The organism is Shewanella sp. c952 (genome assembly GCF_019654975.1).
Taxonomy (GTDB): domain Bacteria; phylum Pseudomonadota; class Gammaproteobacteria; order Enterobacterales; family Shewanellaceae; genus Shewanella.
Window position 1 is genome coordinate 35,224 of sequence record NZ_BPEW01000025.1, and the last position, 16,298, is coordinate 51,521.

Below are 16,298 nucleotides of genomic sequence, written 5' to 3' on the forward strand. Positions count from 1 at the left end.
TATTTACTATTATTAGTCCTCCTCTAATCTGCGCTTGGTGTATGTAATACAATCAGAGAACCATTCACTGATTCTTCTCCGAAAATCAACATTCTTGGCTGACGTTAATCAATTCTATAGGTCCTTAAACTCGTAGTTTCACCAGTATCATTACTGCATCACTATCTCTATGCTTCTGCGTGAGTTAACCATCTCAAGAATTTATCGATACAATAACGGACAATGAATGAACCTAACCCAACGAATTAGCCTCCTTGGTCTTACAGCTTTATTATACTCAGCACCGGTCATATCATCAGAACAACAAACAGAAAAGCATTTAGATGACCCGACTCGTATCATGACAAAAGTCGGTGCCGGCTACGACGGAGAGTTAACGTTTAATGGTTCTATCGGATTGGACGAAACAAGGATGTTACGTGGACAGATTAATGCTGACGGCAGTCAATGGCAGTTAGGTGGTTCATGGTTATTTGAAAAAGGCATTCTAAATGCTTATCTAAATGGCCATGAAGAGCGCAATACCTACAATTTAGGCACCTATGTCTCGTTATCATTAATGGGCATTGATACCGGCAAGTGGATGGTGTTTCCAATGGCGGGGGTTAGTTTTGTAGACGGTAAGAAAGACAACGACAATAGTACCGGAGCCTATTTAGGTGCATTTGCCATTCGTCCAATAGATGCTCAGTGGTCGCTGGTCACTTATGCGGGTGGATCAATAGGCTCTAATAACTACTCGAGCTATTGGCTCGGTGCAGGCGCTAGTTATAAAATCACTTCTAAACACAGTGTCAGACTTATGGGATCTTATTCAGAAGATAATTATCGTACCGATAACAAACTCAGCTTGTCTTATAGCTACGAGCTTTAGCTAAACTGACGGTTCGTCAGGATAAAAATGCCGACAGAAACTCTTTTCAGAATCTCAAAAAAAACCGCAGTGACAAAACACTGCGGTTAGTTTATTAACTAAACATAGTTACCACATTAGGTCATCAGGAATAACGTAATCAGCGTAAGGGTCGTCTTCTTCAACGACTTCAACGTTATCTTCTTGCGCCCATAAATAGCCAACCCAGGTTGGTACTAGTAGGTTTACACGCTCTACAAGTTTATGTGGCACTAAGTAACTAATATCTTCGTGTCTTACAATACCTAAGTGGCCTTTCAACAACTCACTTTGCATTTTCTTATCGACATAAAGAGAATAAATTTTCTTCTCGAAGGTAAAGTTAAATTTAATGTCTGCCTCTTTAGACGGAGTAATGGCAAATTTTTTAAATTCAGTGACGAGTCCGCGAACTAAACCTTTCTCTGAGGCTTCGTTAAATCGCTGTTCATTTAACTGCTTATCTTTTTCGATTTGCGCTAGCTTCTTGGCTGCGATCTCTTTCTTTAGCGCCTCGCTACCGTCATCGACTTTTGCTTTTTTGTCGCGACGTTTTTGAGTTTTAGTGTCTCTTACTTTCTGCTTACTAACCAAACCAGCTTTAAGCAGCTGTTCCTGAAAAGGGTTTGCCATATCTAATATTCTCTAATTCAACTTTGTTTTTGTTTCGCTAATTGACCAATTTCGGCAATTGCTGCGCCGGCTCCACCGAGAGACCAGCCACCGTCTACCGGTAAAACGGCACCAGTTATATAGGAAGCCATATCGGAGGCTAAAAACAACGCAGCATTAGCGATGTCTTCGCAACGACCATTGCGCCTCAATGGTACACCTTTTGCGACATGATCCTGTAACTCTTGTGTTGGTGCTAATCGATCGAATCCCTCCGTCCCAGCAATAGGCCCCGGTACAATTGAGTTAATTCGAATGCCTTTATAGCCCCACTCGATTGCAAGGGTTTTAGTTAACATATCGACGCCGGCTTTAGCTGCACAAACATGTACTTGCATCGGCATTGGCACAAAAGCTTGAGGCGCTGAAATCTGAATAATCGCACCGCCTTTGTCTTTCAATAAAGGTAAAGCTTGCTTTAATACCTGGAAGCTACCGAGTAGGTCTATATCCATGACAGACTTAAAGCCATTTTCAGATAATTTCTCCGCGGTCGCTGGAAAGTTACCCGCGGCCCCACTGACTAGCACATCTATAGTACCAAAAGCTGCCGCGATATATTCAAAACCGAGTGATAAAGCGTCTAAATCTCTTACGTCAAAACAAGCGCCGATATGATGAGCGTCAGGGTTTTCGATGGTTAGTTTTTCCACCGCGGCATCGACTTTATCTTTGCTTCTACTCGCGACAGCGACGTTTGCGCCAGCCTTTGCGAAACTTAAAGCTATACCAAGATTGATACCGCTAGTGCCGCCAACGACAACGACGTTTTTCCCCTGATAATCAAACATAAAGTGCACTCCGGTTGCTATATAAAATTAAAATCAGTTCACTGATTTCTAACTTATAGCAGTACACTTTATTTTTAAAGCGTTTAATCTAAACGTTTATGCAATTGATTGATGTATCTCTTGCAAAGCCTTCAGCGGATCTAACGCTTTAGTGATCGGTCGACCAATAACTAAGTAATCAGACCCGGCAGCTAGAGCCTGTGGTGGCGTCATAACTCGGTGCTGATCACCTTTTTCACTCCCAACAGGTCTTATCCCTGGGGTGATCAATTTAAATTCTTGGCCAAATTCTGCTTTTAATAAACTTGCTTCTTGCGCAGAGCAAACCACACCATCTAGTTCGGCGCGTTGAGTTAATGCCGCTAAACGCAATACATGTTCTGATGCGGGTACGTTTATGCCAAGTAATTGCAGCTCATCATCACTCATTGAGGTCAAGACAGTTACAGCAATCAGTAACGGTGCTTTATCACCATATTGCTCAAGCGCTCTTTTAGCCGCTTCCATCATCGCCAGTCCACCAGAAGCATGAACGTTTGTCATCCAAACGCCTAACTCAGCAGCAGCTGAAACGGCTTTAGCAACCGTATTAGGGATATCGTGAAATTTTAAATCTAAAAACAGATCAAAGCCGCGGCTATGAATATCGGTTACGATTTGAGGGCCAAATAAGGTAAACATTTCTTTACCTATTTTAAGACGGCACATATCAGGGTCAAGCTTATCTATTAGCTGCAAAGCATCGTTTCTATTGTCGTAATCTAGTGCTACCAAAATAGGTTTGTTCGTCATTTTTTCTCCAATCACTTTGCGTTTTAAATACTATTAATATGTTTTTAGGGCGGCAAGAGAACAACTACTCTCCGTCTAGCCCCCTTACTCTTTTTATACTTCCCCAATTCTTACAAGAGGGGCAATGCCAATACAATCTATGCGATGGAAAGCCACATTCGCTGCAGCGATATCCAGGGCGAAATTTAATTTGCTGTTCAACCAATTGCTCTAACATTGATAAACTTTTTTTAGCTTGACCATCTTCGGCTTGCTTAACATGCATCTTCATCAGATGCTGAAAGCTCTTCATTGTAGGGTGCCTTATCAAACCTTCTAGAATAAGTTTCTCAGCATCTTTCTCATTTCCTTGAGAAATCATGTGCTGAGCTAAAGTCACTGCGATACTTGCGCCAGCGCCCTTCTCTATCGCTTCTCTAAGAAGTTCTTGATAGCCAATATTGTCATCGGTGAGTAAGTAAACTTGCTTAGCAATGGGCAGGCTGTCAGGAAAGAGCTCTACATCGGTATTGAGTAGTTTCTCTATAGATTGCTTGCAGGACTTAAAATCTTCAAGCTTCAGGTACAGTTCTGCTAATGTAAGCAGCGCCCTTCCACAACTTGGATCAATTTTATTCGCTGATAGTAACCGTTTTAACTTTATGGCATCGTCAGTTGACTCTGCCGCAAGTTCACAATAGAAATGAGCACTGTCGTGTTTGAGCACTTGCTGACGTTTACGTTTAAGCTTCTTAATGATATCAATCGCTTTTTGCCAGTCTTTGGTGACTTGATAAATGGCAATAAGCTGAGTTTCAGCCTCTTCGCTATGATCTTCCTGATTCACAAGATTAATAAAAATCTCTTCTGCGCGATCATAAAATCCAGCTGCGAGATAGTCTTTACCCAATTCCATCATCGCAATATCTCTTTGCTCTGTGGTTAGGCTAGGTCTAGCGATGAGGTTCTGGTGGATTCGAATCGAGCGGTCCACTTCTCCGCGCTTTCTAAAAAGGGAACCTAAAGAAAGGTGAGTATCAATGGTTTCGTCATCGACATCCAACATTGATATAAATAGGTCAACCGCTTTGTCAGATTCATTAGACAGTAGAAAATTTAAGCCAGTGAAGTAATCTCTACTGAGCTGTTTTCTTTGATTTGTCTGTTTCTGTCTGACACTTCTGCGCCCCATGTACCAGCCATATCCGGCGGCAATAGGTAGCAACAGAAAGAGAATTTCTAACATATTACGCGTCTACTTCCTTTGTCGCACTTTCAGTCACTGCGTTAGCCTTGTCGGCCATTAGAGTGTCATTAGCAGCAACTTGCTTCTTTAAACGCCTTATAGAAAGCTTAAGTCCGGCGATATGGTACATAGCAAACACCCAGCTCACTAAAAAGCCAGCTAAAAAAACACATGCAAGCACAACGGGCAATCTAAACTCACCCTGAGCAACAAAATAGCTAATGCTTACAACCTGTTCGTTACGGGCACCGAAGATAAGCGCTATGAAAAAAAATGCGGCGACTAAAACGGCAATAATGAATGACTTCACGTTAAGCTCCATACACGTGGTGGTAAGCTTTGATTATCTAAGAAAAAGAGTGAACTAGCTAGTGTTACCTAAGTTTTAGATATAAAAAAGCCTCCCAAGGGAGGCTTTTAATACAGTGTAAATTACGCGTTGACCGCGTCAACACGTTCGCGCAGTTCTTTGCCTGGCTTAAAGTGCGGTACGTACTTGCCTTCCAAGTCGACTGAGGTACCAGTCTTTGGATTACGGCCAGTGCGCGGTGCACGATAATGAAGTGAGAAACTACCAAAGCCTCGGATTTCGATACGATCTCCACCCTCTAATGTATCAGCCATTTGCTCCAACATTTCTTTAATAGCGCTTTCCACTTCCTTCGCAGACAGCTGCGACTGCCTAGTGGCAAGTTTTTCGATCAGTTCGGATTTTGTCATCCTATACCCTCTATTATCAAGCCAAACACAGTCACCTTTTAGGGGTGCATGCACCCCTGAACTTCAAGGCGATTATTTACGAGCTGCTTTGAACGCTTCAGCCATCGCACTGCTCATGACAGCGTCTTCCTGCTTGTTCAAGCTAGCCATTGCTTCTTTCTCTTCAGCTTCATCCTTAGCACGGATAGAAAGGCTGATGGTGCGGTTCTTACGATCTACACCCATGAACTTAGACTCGACTTTGTCACCTACAGAGTAAACTGTTGATGCATCTTCGATGCGCTCACGAGAGATATCTGAAACGCGAAGGTAACCTTCAACAGTCTCAGCTAGTTCAATTGTAACACCTTTTGCGTCAACTGCAGTAACAACACCATTTACAACAACACCTTTCTTCTTATCAGCAAGGTATGCATTGAATGGATCGTCTTCAGTTTGCTTAACGCCTAAGCTGATACGCTCGCGCTCTGGGTCAACAGAAAGAACAACTGCGTTGATTTCGTCGCCTTTCTTGTATTCAGCAACTGCGTCTTCGCCAGTACCATTCCAAGAGATATCAGAAAGGTGAACTAGACCGTCGATGCCGCCGTCAAGACCGATGAAGATACCGAAGTCAGTGATTGACTTGATCTTACCAGAAACCTTGTCGCCCTTGTTGAAACGCTCTGCGAAGTCATCCCATGGGTTAGTCTTACATTGCTTAAGACCAAGAGAAATACGACGACGCTCTTCATCGATGTCTAGAACTAGAACTTCTACTTCATCACCTAGGTTAACAACCTTTGATGGGTGGATGTTCTTGTTAGTCCAATCCATTTCAGAAACGTGAACAAGACCTTCAACGCCTTCTTCGATTTCAACGAAACAACCGTAGTCAGTTAGGTTAGTAACGCGACCAGTCAAACGTGTGTTTTCTGGGTAGCGCTTGCTGATTTCTAACCATGGATCTTCGCCAAGTTGCTTAAGACCTAGTGATACACGTGTGCGCTCACGGTCGTACTTAAGAACTTTAACGTTGATTTCGTCACCAACATTAACGATTTCTGATGGGTGCTTAACACGCTTCCAAGCCATATCAGTGATATGTAGAAGACCGTCAACACCACCAAGATCAACGAATGCACCGTAGTCAGTAAGGTTCTTAACGATACCTTTAACTGATTGACCTTCTTGAAGGTTCTCAAGAAGAGCATCACGCTCTGCGCTGCTTTCAGATTCGATAACTGCACGACGAGAAACAACAACGTTGTTGCGCTTCTGGTCAAGCTTGATAACTTTGAATTCTAATTCTTTGTTTTCTAGGTGAGCTGTATCGCGAACTGGGCGAACGTCAACTAGAGAACCAGGTAGGAATGCACGGATACCGTTTAATTCAACAGTGAAACCGCCTTTAACCTTACCATTGATGATACCGATTACAGTTTCAGCATCTTCGTACGCTTTTTCTAGAACGATCCAAGCTTCGTGACGCTTAGCTTTTTCGCGAGACAATTGAGTCTCACCGAAGCCATCTTCAACAGAGTCAAGAGCAACGTGCACGGTATCGCCAACAGAAATTTCAAGTTCGCCAGAAGCGTTCTTGAACTGTTCAGCTGGGATTGGGCTTTCAGACTTAAGACCTGCGTCAACAAGTACAGTACCGTTTTCGATGCGTACAACTACACCAGTTACGATAGAACCTGGACGGAACTCCAAAGTTTCAAGGGATTGTTCAAATAGATCAGCAAAAGATTCAGTCATGTTTAAGTTACTTTCTTTAATAAACCACAGCCCATCCTGGACGCGGAGTCAGTATAATAATTTGCCTCATCCTTGGAGCAAATAGTTAAATACCTGCTTACGCAGGTACTTGAAAACTTTTATGAATATGAGTCAGCGCCATGGCTAACACATCTTCGATAGAAATGTTCGTCGTATCGATTACAAGTGCGTCTTCGGCTGGTACCAAAGGAGCGACACTGCGATTCATATCGCGGTCGTCACGCTCTTTTATCTCTGACAAAAGCTGATCGATTTTAACATCGAAGCCATTGTCCTGCAACTGATTATAGCGTCTTTGCGCCCTTTCCTCTGCACTAGCAGTCAAAAAAAGTTTTGCTGGCGTTGCAGGGAAAACAACCGTTCCCATATCACGACCATCAGCAATCAATCCTGGTACTTCAGCAAAAGCACGCTGACGACGCAGCAATGCTTCTCTAACACGCGGGAAAGCCGCTACTTTTGATGCAGCATTTGAGCACTCTTGGCTGCGTATCGTTGTTGATACGTCTTCGCCTTCCAGCACCACTTTAATGCCTTTGCTTTCATTACCTGTAATAAATTGCACGTCCAAATGTGCAGCTAGTAATGTTAGCGATTCTTCATTATCAAGTTCTACGTTGTGATGAATAGCAGCTAATGCTAATACGCGATAAATTGCACCACTATCTAACAACTTGTAACCTAACTTCTCAGCAAGTAATTGACTAATAGTACCTTTTCCCGCACCGCTAGGGCCGTCAACAGTGACAACAGGAGCCCGTTCTAACATAAAATCCTCCACAAGAAATTCAATCTTCCTTGATATAACCGAAAATGAGCGCGCGCATTATAAACCATGTAACGCGAGAAAGCGGCATCTAATTCAAATAAACGGAGATCTCATTAAGATATGGTTCAGATTTATGACAAAAACCTGAACCATATAACCTAATGTACTAGAGGAGGTATTTTAGTTTGCAAGCGCGTTAAACTGATTAAAGTAATCAGGGAAAGTTTTAGAGGTACACTCAGGTTCATTAATCGTTATGCCACAATCAGCAAAGGCCAACATTGAAAAGCACATCGCCATTCGATGATCGTTATAAGTATCAATATTTGCGGTATGCGGTTTGGCTGGCGGCGTCACACTAATGTAGTCATGACCTTCATCAACTATAGCTCCTACCTTACGTAATTCAGTCGCCATCGCCGCTAAGCGATCGGTTTCTTTAATGCGCCAGTTATAAATATTACGAATATGCGTTGTACCAGTTGCAAACAGCGCCGCTGTCGCAATCGTCATCGCGGCGTCCGGAATGTGGTTCATATCAAGATCAACAGCGTTTAATTTCGAGCCACGAGCAATAATGTAGTCATCGCCCCACTCTATGTCTGCGCCCATCTGCGCCAATACATCAGCAAACTTTACATCACCTTGAATACTGAGTTTGCCTACACCGGTCACTTTGACTTCGCCGCCCTTAATTGCACCTGCCGCAAGAAAGTAAGATGCTGATGACGCATCACCTTCTACCAATAGTTTTCCAGGACTGGTATAGCGTTGGCCAGTTTTGATTTCAAAAGAGGTGTAACTATTATTGGTAACGTTAACACCAAACTGCGCCATTAACGCTAAAGTAATATCAATGTAAGGCTTAGATACTAGTTCGCCCTTAATGTTAATATTGACATCACCTTTCGCTAGCGGTGCAACCATTAGCAAAGCTGTTAAGAACTGACTAGAGAGATCACCCGCTATTTCAACATCACCACCGCTCAAGCCCGTAGCATTAATGGTTAATGGCGGAAAGCCATCATTTTTTAAGTAGCTAACATCGGCGCCAAGTTGGCGTAATGAGTCAACCAGATCGCCAATGGGACGTTCTTCCATTCGAGGTTCACCGGTTAAGGTAAACTCTCCATTGCCTAATGTAAGTGCAGCGCAAAGTGGCCGCATAGCAGTGCCTGCATTGCCCAAAAATAATGTTTGTGCAACATCGCTGTTAAGCGTGCCAGCGAGTCCATCAACTTCACAAACCGTGTTGTTATTTGATAAGCGATAGTTCACGCCTAATTGCTTGAGTGATGCCAACATATAGCGGATATCGTCAGAATCGAGCAAGTTTGTTAATGTCGTGGTCCCTTCGGCTAACGTTGCAAGTAACAGCGCGCGGTTAGAAATGCTTTTAGATCCTGGGATATTAATGGTCCCGTTTACTTTTTCGATAGGCTCTAAACGTAATTGATTCATTGATAACTTCTTTAAATTACTGCAGGAGTCAAACTCACCTGCGGGTTAACAGTAGACGTTCATGCTAAATGCTTGTTAGGTCACCACGACAAAATGACAGCTGTTTAGCGATTGTTTGAACTTCGTAGTTACAAATTTACTGATTGCTGCGAAGTATTCAACACTTTTTTGCTAAAAACTTACCTTTAAGCCCTAAAAGTTATTCAAGTGGTAGAAATAGACATTTATCAGGGGTGAAAATGACACGTTTGCTCAAAAATAAACGTATTGGAATATATTATTGCCAATTTTTATCCAAACGAAATTCATGATAATCACTATTAAATAACTACAAATTTACGTTACCCTAGGTAATATAAGAATAACTAAATAAATTGGCATTATTTGCTATAGAAAGTAGGCCAATAAACAAAGAGGTAGATGGAGCTATGTTCAACAAACTGACCGCTATGCCTGCAGATCCAATTTTAGGATTACTGACTAAATACCGTGAAGATAATCATACACAGAAAGTTGATCTAGGTGTCGGGGTATATAAAGACGAATCAGGTCACACCCCTATTCTGACTTGTGTAAAGAAAGCTGAGAAGTATCGTTTAGACACTGAGTCAACAAAAGTTTACATCGGCCCAACAGGTTCTGCTGACTTTAATCGTCTAATGTCTGAACTGGCTTTTGGTGCAGAAAACCGTGCAATTCTAGCTAACAGAGTACGTACAGTGTCCACTCCAGGCGGCACTGGAGCACTTAGAGTCGCTGCGGATTTTATTAAGCGCTGTAATCCAAACTCTGTGCTTTGGGTTAGCGATCCAACATGGGCAAACCATACAGGCTTATTTGAAGCGGCGGGGATCACTGTTAAAACCTACCCTTATTATGATTACGACACTAAATCACTGAAATTTGCAGAAATGAAAGCCGCACTGTCAGAAATTGGCAGCGATGATGTGGTACTGCTACATGCTTGTTGTCATAACCCAAGTGGTATGGATCTCAACCAACAACAATGGGACGAGGTTATCGAGCTTACTGCAGAGCAAGGCTTTACACCACTGATTGATATGGCCTATCAAGGCTTTGGAGAAGGTGTTGATGAAGATGCGTATGGCGTTCGGAAAATGGCTGCGACAGTCAACAACATGATCTTATGCAGCTCTTGCTCTAAGAATTTCGGTCTTTACCGAGAACGTATTGGCGCCTGTAGCATTATAGGTAAAGATGCAGCCGCCAGTGATGTTGCTTTCTCCGTCTTACTTTATGTTGTGCGTTGTATCTATTCGATGCCGCCAGCACACGGTGCAGCAATAGTGGAAACGATTCTAGGTTCAAATGAGCTAAAACAAGAGTGGTTAGACGAGTTAACGGTAATGCGCGATCGCATTAACGGCAATCGTGCAATGTTAGTTAATAAGCTCAAAGAGATTGGCGTTACTAGTAACTTTGACTTCATCACTGAGCAAAAAGGCATGTTCTCGTTCTTAGGGATCACGCCAGAGCAAGTCGCACAGCTTCAAAGTGAATACAGTGTTTATATGGTCGACTCCAGCCGTATAAGCATTGCGGGCATAGGTACTGGAAATGTTGATTACTTAGCAAAATCAATTGCTAAAGTGCTCTAAGCTTTAAAGTGCCAGTAAAAAGCCGCTTTTGATAGCGGCTTTTTAATTTACTCATCAGCTATGTTTTTTAGCAAAGTTTTGCATGAAACTCACTAATTCAATGACGCCTTCAATCGGCATGGCATTGTAAATACTCGCGCGCATTCCGCCTACACTACGGTGCCCTTTCAGTGCTACCAAGCCAGCCTGTTTAGCTTCTTCCAAAAATTGGTTATCAAGCTCAGCATTAACAAGCTGGAAAGTTACATTCATACGAGAGCGATTCTCGTTAGCAACGCCACTAGTATAGAAATCAAGGTCATCTATGCACTGGTACAGACGCTTAGCTTTCTCAATATTAATTTTTTCAACGGACTCAACGCCACCACTCGCTTTTAACCATGCAAAAACTTCTGCTGCTAAGTACCATGCAAATGTCGGCGGAGTGTTATACATAGAGCCATGTTTTACCGCCAGTTTATAATCCATGATGGAAGACTGCGGCAAACTCGGTAGCGCCAGCATATCATCGCGTACAATGACAATACTCAAGCCTGATGGCCCTATATTTTTTTGTGCTCCAGCATAAATGAGGCCAAATTGATTTACATCTATTTTTCGCGACAAAATATTTGATGACATATCAGCGATAACTGGCCATGGGCTATTAATCGTGTCAAAGATCTCAATACCGTCCACAGTCTCGTTCGGGCAGTAATGTAGGTACCGGTAATCTTTATCGATATTTGAAAACGAAGGTAAAGAAACGCTGTTTAAGCCATTACTCTTTTCGACGATATTCATGGTATCGATACTGTCTTCACCAGCCAGCTTTTTAGCTTCTTCTACTGCAGCTGAAGACCAACTGCCGTCAACTAGATAAAGTGCTCGGCCTTTATTGCCAAGAAAGTTATTGGCGATAGCCGAAAACTGACCTCGACCACCGCCATGCATAAAGAGCACATGATAGTTTGCCGGAATGTCCATTAACTCGCGTAAATTCGCTTCAGCTTGAGTGGTTAGCGCTATGAACTCTTTACTACGGTGACTAATCTCCATCACCGAAGTACCCATATTATTCCAATTTAACAACTCACTCTGTGCTTTTTGCATAACAGCTTGAGGTAACATGGCAGGTCCAGCACAGAAATTAAAAGTAGCGCTCACAGATTTTGTCCTTCTATTGTGATCAATAAAATAATCGACTCGATGTAAAACTTTTCCGAGTATAGCGTAACTGTTTGGATGCTAAAATGAAAAAAACATTTAGTGCTTAGCTATTATTAAAATACAAATTTTTATTAACTATCATTCGTACAACGAGTAATATTACCCTTTTCCTCGGCAACGAGCCGTTAAAGTATTACGCTGTTTTCTTTACGTACAGAAATCTTCTTTAGCACAGCGTAATTTGGCACATTGGAACTGTAAATGTTTTTTAAATCGACTTTTATTATTGGTACATTCTCTTTAGCAGCGCTGTTACCGTTTGATCAAGCAAGCGCCACGTCTTCAAATTATGCTTCCCTCTCTGATAATTTTGCAACGGATTTTAAACGAGAGTTGAAAAGCGAAAAGGTACCAGGTGGCGCCTTTGTTATTGTAGAAAATGACACGCTATTAAAATTGTCCACTTACGGTAAGCGCCGTAAAAATGGTAAATATAACATCAATGCTGACACTGTATTTAGGTTAGCCTCCGTTTCTAAAACCTTCGCGGGAACCTTAGCAGGTCTTTTAGTTGAAGAGCATAAACTCGATTGGCGCCAACCTATAGTCAGCTTTCTACCAAAGTTCACTCTTGCTGAACGGCAAAGTGCTCAGCAAATTAGCTTAGGCCATATCATTGGACACAGCACTGGCTTATGGCCAAACAGTTATGACAACTTAATCAATGCAAATGTCAAAATGCCGAAAATTATTGATAAGTTTGCTGAGCTAACACCTATGTGTAAACCGGGAGTCTGCTATGGCTATCAAAACGTAGCGTTTTCTTTTATTCAAACGGCAATTGAAAAGCAATCCAAACAAAGCTACCAACAGATGCTTCAGCAAAGGATATTTACCCCATTAGACATGAGTTCTGCATCGCTAGGGTATGACGCATTTCAACAAACCGTCAATCGTGCGGAGCCGCATGTAAAAACAAAGTCTGGTTTTAAGCGAGTTAAAGTAAAGCCAAACTACTACCAACTCGCACCAGCTGCAGGCGTGAACGCTAGCATTACAGATATGTCTAAATGGTTAATGGCAAATTTGGGGCAAAACCCAGAAGTGCTCTCTGCAAACGTGATTATGGATTTAACCACTCCAGGTATTAAAACCACTAAAGAGTTACGTCGTAGAGATTGGCGTAAACATCTGGACAGCGCGCATTACGGTAAAGGCTGGCGGGTGTACCAATTCGAAGGAAGGCAGTTGATTTATCACGCTGGTTGGGTCGCCGGCTACGTGGCTGAAATTTCATACTCACCAGAGCTTAACATTGGTATGGCAATGTTACTTAATGGCGAATCTAGGGTAGCAACTAAACTCAGTGCTGAATTTTGGCAAGACGCATTTTTAATCGCTGATAAACTTAAGAAGTAATGTTCTCCTTACGAAGCGATTTAGTTATTGATGTGTGCTCGCCAATATAGAGTTTGGCTTTAGCAACAAGTAAGCTAAAACTGCTTAGCCAATATGGCTAAAACACTACTTCTACTTCTACTTCTACTTCTACTTCTAGCAAAGTTTTATACACACTAGAAATCAGTTACGTTTATTAGCAGCAATAAAAAAGGATGCCCATAGCATCCTTTTTTACTTCGTATTAATAACTACGATTAAGCTTCAGTGTCTGGCTCGTCGTTTTCTGCAGTATCAGCAGCTTCTGCACTTTGTGTTTCAGTTTCTGCTGTTGGCTCTGAGATGATAGGGTTACCCTCTTCATCAAGCTCAACTTCATCGTCCTGAATTTCATCAATGCGTTGTAAACCGACAACCTTCTCATCTTCCGCAGTGCGAATGATAGTCACACCTTGAGTATTACGACCAATACTCGATACTCCAGTTGCAGGAGTTCGAACTAAAGTTCCTTTGTCACTGATAAGCATGATTTCATCATTATCGCCAACTTGTACAGCACCAACTACAGCACCATTACGTTCGCTCACTTTGATAGAAACAACGCCTTTTGTACCACGACTCTTAGCTGGGTACTCAGAAAGTGCAGTTCGCTTACCATAACCATTTTCGGTTACCGTCAAGATTGCGCCATCTTCTTTAGGCACAATTAGCGATACAACAGTTTGGCCATCTTCAAGCTTAATACCACGAACACCGGTAGCGGTACGGCCCATCGCACGTAGTGCAATCACCTCTTCACCAGTTTCTGGGTCAATCTTCACTTCGCCAGTTTCTGCATTACGTGCTTTTTCGTTAAAGCGTACTACTTTACCTTCGTTAGAGAACAACATGATGTCGTCATTACCATCGGTAATATCAACGCCAATCAGTTGGTCACCATCTTTCAAGTTAACTGCAATAATGCCGTTAGCACGAGGGTTGCTGTACGCTGTTAACGCTGTTTTCTTAACCGTTCCGTGAGAAGTTGCCATAATGATATATTTATCATCGGCATATTCACGTACTGGTAAAATAGCGGTAATGCGCTCACCTTCAGATAGAGGTAATAAGTTTACAATAGGACGCCCACGAGCTGTACGGCTCGCAAGTGGCAATTGATAAACCTTCAGCCAATACATTTTGCCGAAGTCAGAGAAACATAAAATAGTATCGTGAGTATTCGCTACCAATAGTTTTTCGACGAAATCTTCATCTTTAACTTTAGTCGCAGCTTTACCCTTACCACCACGGCGCTGCGCCTGATAGTCTGTAAGCGCTTGATATTTTGCATAACCAAGATGAGAAAGTGTAACTACAACGTCCTCTTCGTTGATGAGATCTTCAAGACTCATATCAACTTCATTGGCATTGATAACAGTGCGACGTTCATCGCCAAAGTTTTCAAGCACTTCATGAAGCTCTTCAGTAATCACTTCCATCAAGCGTTGCGGGCTACTTAATATAAGTAGCAATGCAGCGATAACTTCTAGCAACTCTTCATATTCTGCGATGATCTTGTCATGTTCAAGACCTGTAAGACGGTGCAAACGAAGCTCAAGAATTGCTTGCGCTTGTTGTTCTGTCAGGAAGTACTTGTCATCACGAATACCAAACTCTGGATCTAACCACTCTGGACGCGCTGCATCGTCACCTGCTTTTTCAAGCATGCCTTTAACATGTCCAAGTTCCCAACCTTGTGCAACCAATTTAACCTTGGCTTCAGCGGGTGTTGGCGATGCTTTAATGAGCGCAATAATAGGGTCAATATTTGCCAGAGCTACCGCTAGAGCTTCCAATGTATGGGCTCTTTCGCGGGCTTTACGCAGTTCAAATACAGTACGACGAGTCACAACTTCGCGGCGGTGAAGAATAAAGCACTCGAGCATCTCTTTCAGGTTAAATAGTTTTGGCTGACCGTTAGTCAACGCAACCATGTTAATACCAAAAGAGCACTGCATCTGTGTTTGAGCGTATAAGTTGTTTAGTACAACTTCACCCACTTCACCACGCTTGATCTCAATGACTATACGCATACCGTCTTTATCAGACTCGTCACGTAGGCCACTGATCCCTTCTATCTTTTTATCTTTAACAAGCTCAGCCATCTTCTCGATAAGGCGGGCTTTGTTAACTTGATATGGAATTTCGTGAACAATAATACGTTCACGCCCATTGTCTTCAGTTTCCACATCTGCACGGGCGCGCATAACAGCACGACCTCGACCCGTTTTATAAGCGTCGATGATGCCCTTACGACCATTAATAATCGCTGCGGTAGGAAAATCTGGTCCTGGAATATGTTCCATTAACTGTTCGATAGACAACGCTGGGTCTTCGATAAGCGCCAAACAACCGGCAATCACTTCAGTAATGTTGTGAGGAGGTATATTTGTTGCCATACCAACGGCAATACCTGATGAACCATTAACCAGTAATGTCGGTATGCGAGTAGGTAAAACAGCTGGGATAAACTCTGTACCATCATAGTTAGGTACAAAATCAACCGTCTCTTTCTCAAGATCTGCTAATAACTGATGCGCAACTTTGTCCATACGGATTTCTGTATAACGCATTGCAGCTGCAGCATCGCCATCGACTGAACCGAAGTTACCTTGGCCGTCGATAAGTGGATATCTCATTGAGAATGGCTGCGCTAAACGAACGATCGTGTCGTATACAGCAGTGTCACCATGTGGGTGATACTTACCAATTACGTCACCGACAACACGAGCCGATTTCTTATATGGCTTGTTCCAGTCGTTTTTCAATTCGTTCATCGCGAATAAGACGCGACGATGAACAGGCTTTAAGCCATCACGAACATCGGGCAGTGCCCGGCCTACAATTACACTCATAGCGTAATCGAGGTAAGAATTCTTTAATTCGTCTTCAATATTAATTGGTGTTATAGATGAAGCCAGATCAGTCATAAACTGCTCGATCCCCTGAAATTTAGCATGCAATTCTCACTCATAAGAACGGCCATGCTTGAAAACGTGATTTGGCATTC

At 42.5% G+C, this 16,298-nt stretch carries 14 protein-coding genes; 3 read left to right on the forward strand and 11 right to left on the reverse strand.

Features of this window, described 5'->3' with window-relative positions; genetic code table 11:
• The first annotated feature begins 226 nt into the window (after positions 1–226).
• Positions 227–874 (forward strand): hypothetical protein, encoded by a 648-nt coding sequence (locus tag K5R16_RS15740; RefSeq protein ID WP_220738502.1) that lies wholly within the window; start codon positions 227–229, stop codon positions 872–874.
• Between the two features lie 108 nt (positions 875–982).
• Here K5R16_RS15740 and K5R16_RS15745 read toward each other — a convergent pair whose 3' ends face one another.
• The 9 genes from K5R16_RS15745 to aroA form a co-directional block, all read right to left on the reverse strand.
• Positions 983–1,525 carry a DUF2058 domain-containing protein gene (locus K5R16_RS15745; protein WP_220738503.1) on the reverse strand — a complete coding sequence of 181 codons (543 nt, stop codon included), beginning with the start codon at positions 1,523–1,525 and terminating at the stop codon, positions 983–985.
• A gap of 17 nt (positions 1,526–1,542) precedes the next feature.
• Entirely contained in the window at positions 1,543–2,355 is an 813-nt protein-coding gene (locus tag K5R16_RS15750; protein ID WP_220738504.1) for an SDR family oxidoreductase, read from the reverse strand.
• Positions 2,356–2,451: 96 nt separating this feature from the next.
• Complete coding sequence (gene pyrF / locus K5R16_RS15755) at positions 2,452–3,147, reverse strand: orotidine-5'-phosphate decarboxylase (RefSeq protein ID WP_220738505.1); 696 nt, start codon at positions 3,145–3,147, stop codon at positions 2,452–2,454.
• A gap of 64 nt (positions 3,148–3,211) precedes the next feature.
• On the reverse strand, positions 3,212–4,372 hold the full coding sequence (gene lapB, locus K5R16_RS15760) for a lipopolysaccharide assembly protein LapB (protein ID WP_220738506.1): 1,161 nt from the start codon (positions 4,370–4,372) through the stop codon (positions 3,212–3,214).
• Position 4,373: 1 nt separating this feature from the next.
• Positions 4,374–4,682, reverse strand: coding sequence for a LapA family protein (locus K5R16_RS15765; protein WP_220738507.1), 309 nt, complete (start codon positions 4,680–4,682; stop codon positions 4,374–4,376).
• A 122-nt stretch (positions 4,683–4,804) separates the two neighbouring features.
• Complete coding sequence (gene ihfB / locus K5R16_RS15770; RefSeq protein ID WP_044555860.1) at positions 4,805–5,092, reverse strand: integration host factor subunit beta; 288 nt, start codon at positions 5,090–5,092, stop codon at positions 4,805–4,807.
• A gap of 72 nt (positions 5,093–5,164) precedes the next feature.
• Positions 5,165–6,832 (reverse strand): 30S ribosomal protein S1, encoded by a 1,668-nt coding sequence (rpsA, locus tag K5R16_RS15775; protein WP_020912589.1) that lies wholly within the window; start codon positions 6,830–6,832, stop codon positions 5,165–5,167.
• Between the two features lie 97 nt (positions 6,833–6,929).
• On the reverse strand, positions 6,930–7,622 hold the full coding sequence (gene cmk / locus K5R16_RS15780) for a (d)CMP kinase (protein WP_220738508.1): 693 nt from the start codon (positions 7,620–7,622) through the stop codon (positions 6,930–6,932).
• 180 nt (positions 7,623–7,802) lie between these two features.
• Positions 7,803–9,083: a 3-phosphoshikimate 1-carboxyvinyltransferase gene (aroA, locus tag K5R16_RS15785; protein ID WP_220738509.1), complete on the reverse strand. Its 1,281-nt coding sequence runs from the start codon at positions 9,081–9,083 to the stop codon at positions 7,803–7,805.
• Positions 9,084–9,511: 428 nt separating this feature from the next.
• Between aroA and K5R16_RS15790 the strand changes: the two genes are divergently transcribed.
• Positions 9,512–10,702 carry an amino acid aminotransferase gene (locus tag K5R16_RS15790; RefSeq protein WP_220738510.1) on the forward strand — a complete coding sequence of 397 codons (1,191 nt, stop codon included), beginning with the start codon at positions 9,512–9,514 and terminating at the stop codon, positions 10,700–10,702.
• 54 nt (positions 10,703–10,756) lie between these two features.
• On the opposite strand, the gene serC is transcribed toward K5R16_RS15790, so the two are convergent.
• Positions 10,757–11,848: a 3-phosphoserine/phosphohydroxythreonine transaminase gene (gene serC / locus K5R16_RS15795; protein ID WP_220738511.1), complete on the reverse strand. Its 1,092-nt coding sequence runs from the start codon at positions 11,846–11,848 to the stop codon at positions 10,757–10,759.
• Positions 11,849–12,112: 264 nt separating this feature from the next.
• On the opposite strand from serC, the gene K5R16_RS15800 reads away from it, so the two are divergent.
• Positions 12,113–13,270: a serine hydrolase gene (locus K5R16_RS15800; RefSeq protein ID WP_220738512.1), complete on the forward strand. Its 1,158-nt coding sequence runs from the start codon at positions 12,113–12,115 to the stop codon at positions 13,268–13,270.
• A gap of 236 nt (positions 13,271–13,506) precedes the next feature.
• Here K5R16_RS15800 and gyrA read toward each other — a convergent pair whose 3' ends face one another.
• On the reverse strand, positions 13,507–16,218 hold the full coding sequence (gene gyrA / locus K5R16_RS15805) for a DNA gyrase subunit A (RefSeq protein ID WP_220738513.1): 2,712 nt from the start codon (positions 16,216–16,218) through the stop codon (positions 13,507–13,509).
• Positions 16,219–16,298: the final 80 nt, after the last annotated feature.

Coding starts and splice junctions, on each gene's coding strand:
- rpsA (WP_020912589.1), bottom strand. CDS start 6,832: ATGACTGAATCTTTTGCTGATCTATTTGAACAATCCCTTGAAACTTTG.
- lapB (WP_220738506.1), bottom strand. CDS start 4,372: ATGTTAGAAATTCTCTTTCTGTTGCTACCTATTGCCGCCGGATATGGC.
- pyrF (WP_220738505.1), bottom strand. CDS start 3,147: ATGACGAACAAACCTATTTTGGTAGCACTAGATTACGACAATAGAAAC.
- gyrA (WP_220738513.1), bottom strand. CDS start 16,218: ATGACTGATCTGGCTTCATCTATAACACCAATTAATATTGAAGACGAA.
- K5R16_RS15750 (WP_220738504.1), bottom strand. CDS start 2,355: ATGTTTGATTATCAGGGGAAAAACGTCGTTGTCGTTGGCGGCACTAGC.
- aroA (WP_220738509.1), bottom strand. CDS start 9,083: ATGAATCAATTACGTTTAGAGCCTATCGAAAAAGTAAACGGGACCATT.
- ihfB (WP_044555860.1), bottom strand. CDS start 5,092: ATGACAAAATCCGAACTGATCGAAAAACTTGCCACTAGGCAGTCGCAG.
- cmk (WP_220738508.1), bottom strand. CDS start 7,622: ATGTTAGAACGGGCTCCTGTTGTCACTGTTGACGGCCCTAGCGGTGCG.
- K5R16_RS15800 (WP_220738512.1), top strand. CDS start 12,113: ATGTTTTTTAAATCGACTTTTATTATTGGTACATTCTCTTTAGCAGCG.
- K5R16_RS15745 (WP_220738503.1), bottom strand. CDS start 1,525: ATGGCAAACCCTTTTCAGGAACAGCTGCTTAAAGCTGGTTTGGTTAGT.
- K5R16_RS15790 (WP_220738510.1), top strand. CDS start 9,512: ATGTTCAACAAACTGACCGCTATGCCTGCAGATCCAATTTTAGGATTA.
- K5R16_RS15740 (WP_220738502.1), top strand. CDS start 227: ATGAACCTAACCCAACGAATTAGCCTCCTTGGTCTTACAGCTTTATTA.